Annotated in this window: 9 protein-coding genes; 4 read left to right on the top strand and 5 right to left on the bottom strand. The window is 65.2% G+C overall.

Annotation, left to right across the window (positions count from 1 at the left end):
• Positions 1-8 precede the first annotated feature (8 nt).
• The 4 genes from leuC to aroC all read right to left on the bottom strand — a co-directional run bounded on the left by leuC (position 9) and on the right by aroC (position 4,106).
• A complete protein-coding gene (leuC, locus tag H6935_00495) occupies positions 9-1,415 on the bottom strand; it encodes a 3-isopropylmalate dehydratase large subunit (protein MCP5276828.1) in 1,407 nt (468 codons plus the stop codon).
• A gap of 58 nt (positions 1,416-1,473) precedes the next feature.
• Positions 1,474-2,652, bottom strand: a complete 1,179-nt coding sequence (locus tag H6935_00490; protein ID MCP5276827.1) for an MFS transporter — start codon at positions 2,650-2,652, stop codon at positions 1,474-1,476.
• Positions 2,653-2,727: 75 nt separating this feature from the next.
• Positions 2,728-2,970 carry a DUF465 domain-containing protein gene (locus H6935_00485; GenBank protein MCP5276826.1) on the bottom strand — a complete coding sequence of 81 codons (243 nt, stop codon included), beginning with the start codon at positions 2,968-2,970 and terminating at the stop codon, positions 2,728-2,730.
• 35 nt (positions 2,971-3,005) lie between these two features.
• On the bottom strand, positions 3,006-4,106 hold the full coding sequence (gene aroC / locus H6935_00480) for a chorismate synthase (protein ID MCP5276825.1): 1,101 nt from the start codon (positions 4,104-4,106) through the stop codon (positions 3,006-3,008).
• Positions 4,107-4,194: 88 nt separating this feature from the next.
• On the opposite strand from aroC, the gene H6935_00475 reads away from it, so the two are divergent.
• The 3 genes from H6935_00475 (at position 4,195) to H6935_00465 (ending at position 8,313) form a co-directional block, all read left to right on the top strand.
• On the top strand, positions 4,195-5,193 hold the full coding sequence (locus H6935_00475) for an ABC transporter substrate-binding protein (protein MCP5276824.1): 999 nt from the start codon (positions 4,195-4,197) through the stop codon (positions 5,191-5,193).
• Positions 5,190-7,871, top strand: a complete 2,682-nt coding sequence (locus H6935_00470) for a bifunctional diguanylate cyclase/phosphodiesterase (protein ID MCP5276823.1) — start codon at positions 5,190-5,192, stop codon at positions 7,869-7,871. The genes H6935_00475 and H6935_00470 overlap by 4 nt, the downstream gene beginning before the upstream one ends.
• Before the next feature lie 97 nt (positions 7,872-7,968).
• Entirely contained in the window at positions 7,969-8,313 is a 345-nt protein-coding gene (locus H6935_00465) for a cytochrome c (protein ID MCP5276822.1), read from the top strand.
• Between the two features lie 42 nt (positions 8,314-8,355).
• Here H6935_00465 and H6935_00460 read toward each other — a convergent pair whose 3' ends face one another.
• Positions 8,356-9,879 (bottom strand): leucyl aminopeptidase family protein, encoded by a 1,524-nt coding sequence (locus H6935_00460; protein ID MCP5276821.1) that lies wholly within the window; start codon positions 9,877-9,879, stop codon positions 8,356-8,358.
• Positions 9,880-10,086: 207 nt separating this feature from the next.
• Between H6935_00460 and aceE the strand changes: the two genes are divergently transcribed.
• Complete coding sequence (gene aceE / locus H6935_00455; protein ID MCP5276820.1) at positions 10,087-12,765, top strand: pyruvate dehydrogenase (acetyl-transferring), homodimeric type; 2,679 nt, start codon at positions 10,087-10,089, stop codon at positions 12,763-12,765.
• Positions 12,766-12,807 lie beyond the last annotated feature (42 nt).

Here is a 12,807-nt window from a genome sequence, read left to right as displayed (position 1 = left end):
GTCGCTCATCATTGCACCTCGCGAATATCCACAAAATGTCCGAATACGGCAGCGGCGGCGGCCATGGCCGGGCTGACCAGATGGGTCCGACCACCCTGCCCCTGGCGGCCCTCGAAATTACGGTTGGAGGTGGAGGCGCAGCGCTCCCCTGGCTCCAGCCGGTCCGCGTTCATGGCCAGGCACATGGAGCAGCCGGGTTCCCGCCACTCGAAGCCCGCCTCGGTGAACACCTTGTCCAGCCCTTCCGCCTCCGCCTGGGCCTTCACCAGGCCGGAACCGGGCACCACCAGGGCCTGCTTCACGTTGCCGGCCACCTTGCGCCCCTTTGCCACGGCTGCCGCCTCGCGCAGGTCCTCGATACGGGAGTTGGTGCAGGAGCCAATGAACACCTTGTCCACGGCGATCTGGCTGATGGGAGTATGGGCCTCCAGCCCCATGTACCGCAGGGCCCGCTCCCAGTCTGATTTCTTCACGGCGTTGGCAGCCTCGGCTGGATCCGGCACCCGGCCGTCCACGGGCACCACCATTTCCGGGGATGTGCCCCAGGTGACCTGGGGACGGATCTGGGCGGCATCGAGTTCCACCACGGCATCGAACCTGGCACCCTCGTCGGACACCAGGGTGCGCCACCAGGCCACGGCCTGGTCCCATTGCTCGCCCTTCGGGGCCTGGGGCTTGCCGCGCAGGTAGTCGATGGTGGTGTCATCCACCGCCACCAGGCCGGCCCGGGCACCCGCCTCGATGGCCATGTTGCACAGGGTCATGCGGCCCTCCATGGACAGGCCGCGGATGGCGGAGCCGCCGAACTCCATGGCGTAGCCCGTGCCACCGGCAGTGCCGATGCGACCGATCACCGCCAGGGCGATATCCTTGGCGGTGACGCCCGGGGGCAGCCGGCCCTCCACTTTGACCAGCATGGCCCTGGATTTCTTCTGCCACAGACACTGGGTGGCCAGCACGTGCTCCACCTCGGAGGTGCCGATGCCGAAGGCCAGGGCGCCGAAGGCACCGTGGGTGCTGGTATGGGAATCGCCGCACACCAGGGTCACCCCGGGCTGGGTGAAGCCCTGCTCCGGGCCGATGACGTGGACGATGCCCTGGCGCGCATCGTTCATGCCGAACTCGTTGAGGCCGAAGTCGCGGCAATTGGCGTCCAGGGTCTCCACCTGGGTGCGGGAAATGGGATCGGTGATGCCGGCCTGGCGGTCGGTGGTGGGCACGTTGTGGTCCGGCGTGGCCAGCACGGAATGGATGCGCCACAGCTTGCGGCCGTGCATGCGCAGGCCCTCGAAGGCCTGGGGGCTGGTCACTTCGTGCACCAGGTGCCGGTCGATGTAGATCAGGGCCGTGCCGTCGGGCTCCACGTGGACCACGTGGTCGTCCCACAATTTGTCGTAAAGGGTTCTTGCGCTCATGGCGAACTGCCAAATACAGGCCGATGGAAAAGGGTTGAATTATTGCATTTTCAAGGGCCTAGCGGCCAGGCTCCGCGACGGAACGATGGCCCTTCAGGGCGAAGACGAAGGCCGCCATCAAGGCGAAGCCGGAGGCCAGGGCGAAGGTGCCGGCGCTGCCCAGGCTGTCCCAGGCCCCCCCGGCATAGAGGCTGCCAAAGGTGCCCCCCACGCCGAAGGCAAGACTGTTGTAGAGGGCCTGCCCCCGGGCCTGGTTCTTGCCGGTGAAGAAGCGGTGCACCAGGGCCATGGCGGAAGCATGGTAGGCGCCGAAGGTCAGGGCGTGGAGCAACTGGGCAAACAGCAACACGGGAAGGTTGCCTGCCAGATAGCCAATGAGCACGAAGCGCAGCGCCGCCGCCAGAAGGGTGACCAGCAGCACCGTTTCCGGGCGCACCCGTGCAAATACCCGGGGCATCACCAGGAACACGCCGATCTCGCACACCACCCCCAGGGCCCAGAGCCAGCCCGCCAGGCTCTTGCTGTAGCCCGTCTCCACCAGGTGGATGGTGAAGAAGGTGTAGTAGGGGCCATGGGAGGCGGCCATGAGCATGGCGGCGACGATGAGGGCCCACACCTCGGGCCGGCGCGCCACCCGCCCCAGGGGGGTGTGCTCCTGCTCGTGGCGCACCATCTCCGCCTCGGGCATGACCCGGGAGGTGAAAACGATGCCGATGAGCAGGCCGAACACCACCCACAGCACCAGGCTTACGGGGAAATGGTCCAGGGCCGCCCCCAGGCCCACCACCACCAGGATGAAGCCCACTGACCCCCACAGCCGGACGCGGCCGTAGCGTTCAGTGCGATCCTTCAGGTGTGACAGGGTGGTGGCCTCCACCAGGGGCAGGGACGCGCTCCAGAAAAAGCTGATGAGGCTCATCACCAGGAACAGGGACCAGAAGGACTTTGCCCAGAACACGCCGACGAAGGCCACCAGGCAGACCAGGGCTGCGACCTGGACGATCGGGACGCGCTTGCCGGTCCGGTCGGCGATGTGCCCCCAGACGTTGGGGGCAAAGATGCGCATGACCTGAAGCAGGGACATGAGTACCCCGATCTGCCAGGCATTGAAATCCAGGGAACGAAGGTAGAGGCCCCAGTAGGGGGCCATGGCGCCGACGAAGGCGAAGTAGAAAAAGTAGAACCCGGACAGCCGCCAGTAGGGAAAGGCGCTCCGAGGGTCGCGGAGGCTGGGCATGGCCGCGAAGGATATTCTAGAAAATGAAATCGGCCCGGGGCCGTGACGCCGGGCCGATGGTCATGGCTGTCGCAGTCAGGCGGCGGCGCCGACAAGCATGTTGTAAAGGCGGTCCTTAAGACGCACGCGCAGGTACTTCAATTCCTCGAAGTAGAGGTCGGTGGCGGGCTCCACCCGCTGTTCGATGCGGGCGATCTTGTGATCGACGTCGTCGTAGTCCTTCACCAGGGCGACGAACTTGTCGTTGCTCAGCATCAGCTTGCGGATGTTTTCCTGATGCTCGGGGAATTCGTGGAACAGATCGTGGCTTTCAATCATGGGTCTCTCCTGGCTTTGAGAAGCGATGGATGGATTCAGGGTGTCTTTCCGGGCACGAGGGGCGTGGCACAAACCACATCCCCGTTCTGGGCCCGGTGCCGCAGGGCATGGTCCATGAGGACGATGGCCAGCATGGCCTCGGCGATGGGGGTGGCGCGGATACCCACGCAGGGGTCGTGGCGGCCATGGGTTACCACCTCTATGGGTTCCCCGGCCAGGTTGATGGAGCGGCCGGGGAGCCGGATGCTGGAGGTGGGCTTGATGGCGATGGAGGCCAAGATGTCCTGGCCCGTGGTGATGCCGCCCAGGATGCCGCCGGCGTGGTTGGAGAGAAACCCCTCCGGTGTCAGTTCGTCCCGGTGCTCCGTGCCCTTCTGGGCCACGCAGGCAAAACCGGCGCCTATCTCCACGCCCTTCACGGCGTTGATGCTCATGAGGGCGTGGGCCAGATCCGCGTCCAGCCGGTCATATACGGGCTCCCCCAGCCCCACGGGCACGTTCTCCGCCACCACGTTGATGCGGGCCCCCACGGAGTTGCCCTCCTTGCGCAGCTCGTCCATGTAGGCCTCCAGGGTTGCCACGGCCTCCGGGTCGGGAGAAAAGAAGGGGTTCTCGTTCACCCCATCCCAGGACTTGAAGCCCACGACGATGGGGCCCAGCTGGGCCAGATAGCCGCGGATGACGGTGCCGTACTTCCCGTTGAGCCACTTCTTGGCGATGGCCCCCGCCGCCACCCGTACGGCCGTTTCCCGGGCCGAGGAACGCCCCCCGCCACGATGGTCGCGAAAACCGTACTTCTGAGTGTAGGTATAGTCCGCGTGGCCGGGGCGGAAGGTCTCGGCGATGTTGCCGTAGTCCTTGCTGCGCTGATCTTCGTTGCGGATCAGCAGGGCGATGGGAGTGCCCGTGGTCCTGCCCTCGAACACCCCGGAAAGGATTTCCACCGTATCCGACTCCCGCCGCTGGGTCACATGGCGGGAAGTGCCGGGCTTGCGCCGGTCCAGGTCCAGCTGGATGTCCGCCTCGCTCAGTTCCAGGCCCGGGGGGCAGCCGTCCACGATGCAACCGATGCCGGGTCCGTGGGATTCGCCGAAGGAGGTGACGGTGAACAGGTGGCCGATGGAGTTGCCTGACATGGTTGGAACGTGGGATGGATTGGCTAAATATTATTGCACGGCTGCCGATAAGCCTCCCTATAACCATTCCATTTGGGGGAGATCGCACATGCGCGCCGTCATTGCATGGTTTCTGCTCTGCATCTGCTGGCCTAGCGCAGCGGGTGCCCCCATGCCGGTCACCATCGCCCTGCCCGGCCCCGGCACACTTCCTTACCTGCCCATAGATCTTATGCCGAAGATTGGTGCGGACAAGTCTGAAGGGGTGCAGGTCACCTTGCGCCATTTCGGGGGCGGACCTCTGGTGATCAAGGACATGATGTCGGGCAACAGCGATTTCGCCGCCCTGGGATTCTCCGCCCTGGCGGAGACGGCGGGCATCGAGGGCAAAGCCTACGCCCTGGCAAGCCTGGTGCAGGTACCCGCCTACACACTCATGGTGAGTTCGCGCATGAAAAGCAAGGTCAAAAGCCCCGCCGACCTGAGAGGCCGCAGCATCGGTGTCCATTCCGGCAGCAAGGGAGGAAAATCCACGGGTCAGCACATCACTGAATTCCTGCTGGGGCGGGCGGGGGTATCCCCCCAGGACGTCAATTTCATTTCCGCGGGCCAGAACTACAAGGCCTACTCGGCCGCCCTCCTGAGCGGCGCCGCGGATGCCATCATCACCAACGAGCCTTCCGCCACCCGGCTGGAGGCTGCAGGCATCGCCTACCGCCTGGTGGACCTGCACGACCCCACTGCCACTCGCAAGTATTTCGGCAGCCTGTTCCAGTACACCCAGCTATGCGCCCGCACGGATGTGATCCAGCACCAGACCGACAAGGTCAACCGCGTGATGGCTGCCCTCATCAGCTCCCTGAAGTGGATACAGAAGCACAACGCCCGGGAAGTGGCGGAACGCATGGGCATCCAGGATCAGGAAGAGCGCGACACCTTCATCCGTGCCCTGGAAAAGCACAGGGCCATGTTCAGTCCGGACGGGGTATTCAGCGCCGAAGCCCTTGCAGGCACGGCCGCCCTCATCAAGGCCGTGCATGAGGGCGAGCACGAAGGCCCGGGGCTGGAGCGCCTCATCAACGACCAATGGGTAGGAAGCCGTCAGTGACCACGGGGATCCAGCAGAAGTCCCTGCGCCACCAGGCCTTCGCTCGCATCGCGGCAGTCTTCCTCATCATCGGCGGCATTTCCGCCGCCCTTTTCTGGGTTGGCTGGAGCCTGGTCAACGACCGGCTGCTGTACGAACAGGCTGAAAGCACGGCCAGGACCGTGGAGGCACGCATGAGCGCCCTGCAATCGGGCTGGCAACGCGAAACCGATGCCCTGGCGGCGCAAATCACCTTCAACCGGATGCTGGACGGTGCAAACGAGGACCGCTGGCTGAAACTGCGCGCCTACATCGTGGCCCTGGGCGAAACTCTGGACCATGGTGGCCTGGTGATCGTGGACAAGCAGGGCAGGCCGGTCTTCGAGTTCGGCAACGCCGGGCCGGAATTCGCCACCGTCATCAAGGCTTCAACCACCACTGCTCCTCACCACGAGTGGTATCTGAGCCAGGACAAGCGCCGCCTCTTCCGTGTACTGCATGCCCCGTTGTGGCTGGGCCTGAATGGTGGCCACGGCAGCCTCATCCTGCTCAAGCATCTCGATAATCTTCAACTGGCGGCCATCACCAGCTCCTCCACGCCCGTGCGCCTGGCCGTAAATAGCCTCATCCTGGCCAGTTCGGCCGGAATCAAGGATGTGGGCAACAGGGCCCACCCCCACCCTGGCCCCATGCATGTGGGCCCGGAAGGCGGCTTGTGCCGCGACATCCCCCTGGGCCTGGCGGACTCCTGGCTCCACGTGAATCACAACCTTCCCCAGACCGTATCCCCCACCCAGTTCGCCCTGGCGGCCGTGGTTCTGGCTGCGGCCCTGGGAATGGGTCTGTACGTGGCACTGGGCGATTGGATACGACGCAACGTCAGGCGGGTGGAAACCCTGTCAGAGATCGCCGACCGCTTCCGCCAGCACCATGCCCTGGACCAGGAGATCCATTCCCGCCTGGAAGACGACAAGCACAGCAATGATGAACTGGTGATCCTGAACCGGGCCCTGCTGGAACTCATGCAAACCAGCCAGGCCCGGGACGAGGAAAGCCGGGCTTACCTGCAAACCCTGGAAATCCTGGAAGAGGCGGTGGTGGAGGTGGACTGGGAAGGCCGGCTGCTGCGCAGTTCACCCGCCTGGGACAAACTCGTGGGTTCGGACATGCCCCGCAGCAACCTCTACGAATGCCTGGACCCGGAAGACCGGGAGAACCTGCGCTACCAACTTTCCGAGCTTTGTACAGGGGTAAAGGGCCAGGTCTCCGCCCGGCTGCGGGTAGCCTCGCCCCAGCGGTCCGGAACCTGGCTGGAATGCCGCTTCGTGCCCGTGGACCAGCCTGTCACCCGCATCCGCGGCGTACTGCGGGACGTGACCCAGACTTACCTGCAGGAAAAACACATCACCCACATGGCCCTGCACGACGCCCTGACCCGCCTGCCCAACCGCATCCTCCTGGAAGACCGCCTGAAGTTCGCCCTGCGCATGGCCACCCGGGAAAAGAACAAGGTGGGCATCGGTTTCATCGACCTGGACCATTTCAAGAACGTCAACGACGTCCTGGGCCACAAGTTCGGCGACAAACTGCTGGTGACCTTCGCCGAGAACCTGCGTGCCACTCTGCGCGGCGTGGACACCCTGGCCCGCTGGGGTGGGGACGAGTTCGTGGTGCTACTGCCCAGCCTGGACACGGTGGAAGACATCCGCCACGTAGCCGAGAAGCTGGTGAAGGCCAGCCGGGATTCGGTGCAGATCGAAGGCCAGTCCTTGCCGGTAACCTTCAGCCTGGGGTTTTCCATCTTTCCGGACGACGGGGAGAACATCGAGATACTGCTGTCCCAGGCCGACCGGGCCATGTTCTACGCCAAGGCCCAGGGCCGCAACATGGTGCAATTCTTCTGCGACATGACCCGCAAGGGCCTGGGCAAGAAGGAGCTCTACATCCAGAGCAGGCTGGGCGCCGCCATCGACCAGCGACAGATTCAGGCCTGGTTCCAACCCCTGGTGGACAGCAAGACCCACCGGGTCATCGGCCTGGAGGCCCTGGCCCGCTGGCAGGACCCGGAACTGGGCTGGATATCCCCTTCCACCTTCATCCCCATGGCCGAAAATCTGGGCCTCATCGCTGAACTGGGAGACCTGGTCCTGGCCCATGCTCTCACCATGGGCCGCCGGCTGCGGGATGCGGGCCACGACCTGCTCCTGTCGGTGAACATATCCAAGCGCCAGCTCTACATGCCCGACTGCGCCGAACGCCTGCTGCGGGACAGCCAGATCGCCGGCATCGATCCCGGCCGGATCATGCTGGAGATCACCGAAAGCGTGGCCATGAGCGAGGTTGATTTCGCCATGGAGCGTCTGCGCAGCCTGCACGAAGCAGGCTTCAAGATGGGGGTGGACGACTTTGGCGTGGGCTACAGCTCCCTCTCCCAACTCCACGAGATGCCCGTGGACGAGATCAAGATCGACATTTCCTTCACCCGCCGGGTGCTGGAGCCCCAGGGCGCCCGCCTCATCCAGGCCATCGTCGGCATGGCCCAGGCCCTGCACATCGAGACCGTGGCCGAGGGCGTGGAGGATGCCGACACCGCCCGCATCCTCACGGAACTGGGCGTGCATCAGCTGCAGGGCTACTACTTCGGAAAACCCATGCCGGAGCAGGAATTCGAGGTCTGGCTGGACGCGCAGCAGGACTGACCAGGGATGGGCCCAACCCGGTTGTTTGCCATCGGCGCGCCAAGCTTTTAGGCTTCTTGTCGTCCCAACAAAACCGGAATGCCCCCCTGGAATAGCCGTGAGAAACCACCTGCACCTTGCCTGGCCCCTGCTCTGCCTGGCCGCACTGCCCGCCCTTGCCGACGACCTTTCCGACCAGATCCGGGCCGGCCGGGAAAAGGCCCGCCCCTGCACCACCTGCCACGGCCTCGACGGCCAGCGCCAAGGCGGCGAGATGCCCGTCATCGGCGGGAGGGATTACTTCGAAGTGCTCTACCAGCTGGGCCGCTTCCGCAGCGCGGACCGCTTCCACCCCGCCATGACCCTTCTGCTGCAGACCTACGACGAGGCCGACATGGCCGACGTGGCCGCCTATTACGCCAGCATGTCCCCACCAAAACTTGCCAGGTCGCCCTATCGGTAGGCCAAGCCGGCCTGGTTGGCCAACCCCGCAATTTCTCCAGGCTTAGCGCGGCCTGGCCAGGCGGGCCAGCATCTCCACCCCCCAGGCCACGCCGAAGCCGGTGATGTCGGAGCCTACCGCCCCCAGGCCGCCCTTGCAGCGGCTGGCGGACAGATCCATGTGCAGCCAGGGGGCATCCCCCACGAAGCGGTTGAGGAAGCGGGCCGCCAGGATGTGGTCAGCCTCGGAATCCAGGGTGCACTGCTTCACGTCCGCCACGGGGCTGTCGAGGGCCTCGTCGTAGTCCTCCGGCATGGGGAAGGCCACCACCCGTTCCCCGCTGATCCGGGCCGCCTCGGCGGCCTTGGCCAGCAAGTCTTCCCGATTGCCGATGACGCCGCTCATGCGTTCCCCCAGGGCCACCGCCATGCTGCCGGTGAGGGTGGCGAAATCCAGGATGGCTGCAGGCTGCTGGCGGGAGGCCAGGGTCAGGGTATCCGCCAGCACCATGCGCCCTTCCGCGTCGGTGTGGACGATCTCGATGGTGGTGCCGTTAAGGGCCGTCACCACCTCGTTCTGGGTGTAGGCTTCGGGGGAGAGGTGGTTCTGGGCGATGGCCAGCCACACCTCCAGGTTCACCGGCAGCTTCATCCGGCTGGCCGCCAGGAGAATTCCCAGGGCCACGGCGGAGCCGTTCATGTCGTCGTGCATGTTGTTCATGTAGCGTGCCGGCTTCAGGTTATGGCCGCCGGTATCGAAGCAGATGCCCTTGCCCACCAGGGCGATTGCCTTCCCACCCTTCCCCTTTATGCCCTTCAGGGTGCTTATCCCTTCCCCCTTCACCGGCGCACGGTACGCGAGCCGCACGATGGCCGCATCCTCGTGGCTGCTGCCCCGGGCCACGGCCAGGAAGGCCCCGGCCTTCAACTTCTTCAGGCGCCGGGTGTCGTACTCCTCCAGGCCCCAGCCTTCGGCCTTGGCCAGGGCTCGCACCTGGGTGCGGTAGCTGGCCGGGGTGAGCAGGTTGGGCGGCAGCACGGTAAGCCGCCTGCACAGGGTGTTACCCTCGGCCAGGGCCCTCTCCCGCTCCAGATTCAGGCCGCTGACGCCATGCAATACCAATCGCTTCAGGGCCTTGGGGGCCTTGCCGGATTTCCAGGTGGGCATGGGAGTGCCGTTGAGCCAGGCCACATAGGCGGCCGCCCGCCCCGCCCGCCGGCAGAATTCCGGGCTGCCATACAGGGCGATCTCGATGCCATCCGGCTGCTCGTCCAGCAGGGCCTTGAGTGCCTGGCGCAGGCGAGTGTGCCAGTCAAAGGCGTCCCTGGCCTCGTCCAGCCGAACCCAGACGGACAGGCAGCCGCCCTCCAGTTCCATCGTCAGGGCCTGCCTGCCCAAATCCCCCGGCTCCTTTTCTCGCCGCTTCAGGGCGGCCTGGGCCGCATCGGCATGCGGCGCCCCGTACCATTCCGCTCCGGCAGGCAGCAGGACCAGCAGGTGGGTAAGCCTGGCACTCCGCACGGCCAAGGGCGCCTTGTGCTGGACCACCCGGGCCAGGTCAGTGGCCAACGCCTCCCTCCTTTCCATCGCCTGTTGCTTCATTAGCATTCCTTTCTATTGAATTACTCAATACTTATTATTGAAAAATTGACCCATCCCGGTCCCGCCTAGATAATTCGCCCGCCTTCAGAGACATTGTTCCACGAAACCCCTATCCATTAGCATCCGCTGATAGATGCCCGTTCCCGACCAATGCACTCGGGCATGACCGAACACCAACGGAGACTTCCATCAATGCCTAACTCCATCCCTGACATCGACCCTCAGGAAACCCGCGAATGGCTGGACGCCCTGGCCGCCGTCATTGAAGAGGAAGGGGTCGAACGCGCCCATTACCTGCTGGAGCGCCTTATCGACAAGGCCCGCCGCTCCGGCGCCTACCTGCCCTACAACGCCACCACCGCCTATGTGAACTCCATCCCGGTGCACCTGCAGGAGAAGCACCCGGGGGACGTGGCCATGGAAGGTCGCATCAAGGCCCTGATCCGCTGGAACGCGGTGGCCTGCGTCATGCGCGCCAACGAGAAGGCCCCTGGCGTGGGCGGCCACATCGCCAGCTTCCAGTCCTCGGCCACCCTGTACGACGTGGGCTTCAACCACTTCTTCCGCGCCCCCGATACCGATCATGAGGGGGACCTGGTGTATTTCCAGGGCCACTCCGCCCCCGGCATTTACGCCCGGGCCTTCCTGGAGGGCCGCATCAGCGAGGAACAGTTCTCGAATTTCCGCCAGGAGACCGGCGGCGACGGCCTGTCCTCCTATCCCCACCCCTGGCTGATGCCCAATTTCTGGCAGTTCCCCACGGTGTCCATGGGCCTGGGTCCCATCACCGCCATCTACCAGGCCCGCTTCCTCAAGTATCTGCATGACCGGGGCATCGCCGACACCTCCGGCCGCCACGTCTGGGCCTTCCTGGGGGACGGCGAGACCGATGAGCCGGAAACTCTGGGTGCCATCACTCTGGCCTCCAGGGAAAAGCTGGACAACCTGATCTTTGTAATCAACTGCAACCTGCAGCGCCTGGACGGCCCGGTGCGGGGCAACGGCAAGATCATCCAGGAACTGGAAGCCGCCTTCCGGGGCGCTGGCTGGAATGTCATCAAGGTGCTGTGGGGCTCCTACTGGGATCCCCTCCTGGCCATGGACAGCAAGGGTCTGCTGCGCCAGCGCATGGAAGAGTGCGTGGACGGCGAGTACCAGAACTTCAAGGCCAAGGGCGGCGCCTATACCCGGGAGCATTTCTTCGGCAAGTATCCCGAATTGAAGGAGATGGTGGCGGCCATGTCCGACGAGGACATCTGGCGCCTGAACCGGGGCGGCCACGACCCCCACAAGGTCTACGCGGCCTATGCGGCGGCGGTGAAGCACACCGGCCAGCCCACCGTGATCCTGGCCAAGACCGTGAAGGGGTATGGCATGGGCGCCTCCGGCGAGGCCCAGAACCCCACCCACCAGGCCAAGAAGATGGCCACGGAGGATCTGAAGGCCTTCCGCAACCGCTTCCAGATCCCCATCGCCGACGACCAGATCGAGGACCTGCCCTTCTACCGCCCGGCGGAGGACAGTCCGGAAATGAAGTACCTCCAGGCCCGCCGCGCCGCCCTGGGGGGCTACCTGCCCACCCGCCGCGAGAAGGCCGAGGCCCTGAAGGTGCCGGACCTGGCCGCTTTCCAGGCCATGTTGGAGGCCACCGGGGAGCGGGAGATCTCCACCACCATGGCCTTCGTGCGCATCCTCACCAGCCTGCTGCGGGACAAGGCCCTGGGCCGCCACGTGGTGCCCATCATCCCGGACGAGGCCCGCACCTTCGGCATGGAAGGCCTGTTCCGCACCGTGGGCATCTACTCCTCCGTGGGCCAGCTCTACGAGCCCGTGGACTCCGACCAGGTGATGTACTACCGGGAGGACAAGGGTGGCCAGATCCTGGAGGAAGGCATCAACGAGGCCGGCGCGTTCAGCTCCTGGCTGGCCGCCGCCACCTCCTACAGCACCAACGGCGTGCAGATGGTGCCCTTCTACATCTACTACTCCATGTTCGGCTTCCAGCGCATCGGCGACCTGGCCTGGGCCGCCGGCGACTCCCGCGCCCGGGGCTTCCTGCTGGGAGGTACCGCCGGCCGCACCACCCTGAACGGCGAGGGCCTGCAGCACGAGGACGGCCACAGCCACCTGCAGGCGGCCATGATCCCCAACTGCGTCTCCTACGATCCCACTTTCCACTACGAACTGGCGGTCATCATCCAGGACGGCCTGCGCCGCATGAACCAGGAGCAGGAGGACGTGTTCTATTACATCACCGTGATGAACGAGAACTACTGCCATCCCGCCCTGCCCAAGGGCGCCGAGAAGGGCATCCTCAAGGGGCTGTACCAACTGAGTGAAGGGGGAAGGGTAAAGGGTAAAGGTAAGAAAGCCCTGCCCCGCGTTCAGCTGCTGGGCTCCGGCACCATCCTGCGGGAGGTCATGGCCGCCGCCGAAATGCTGGAAGCCGACTGGGGCGTGGCCGCCGACGTGTGGAGCGCCACCAGCTTCAACGAGCTCCGGCGCGAGGCCCAGGAAGCCCATCGCTGGAACCTGCTGCATCCCGACAAGAAGGCCAGGAGCTCCTTCGTGGAGCAGTGCCTGGACGGCACCGAGGGCCCCGTCATCGCCTCCACGGACTACATGCGGGCCTTCGCCGACCAGATCCGGCCCTATGTGCACCGCCGCTATGTCACCCTGGGCACCGACGGCTTCGGCCGATCAGACTCCCGGGAGGCCCTGCGCAGCTTCTTCGAGGTGGACCGCCGCTACGTGGTGCTGGCCGCCCTCAAGGCCCTGGCCGACGACGGAGTGCTGCCCGCCAGCAAGGCGGCGGAAGCCATCCAGAAGTACGGCATCGACGCCGACCGGGCCAACCCGGTCAACGTGTAAGGAGACGAGATGAACCACCCCCTAGCTCTCTTTGTTTGCTTC

Source organism: Thiobacillus sp. (genome assembly GCA_024235835.1).
Lineage (GTDB): Bacteria > Pseudomonadota > Gammaproteobacteria > Burkholderiales > Thiobacillaceae > PFJX01.
Note: the sequence above shows the minus strand (reverse complement) of the source record. Positions and strands in the feature narration are given on the sequence as shown.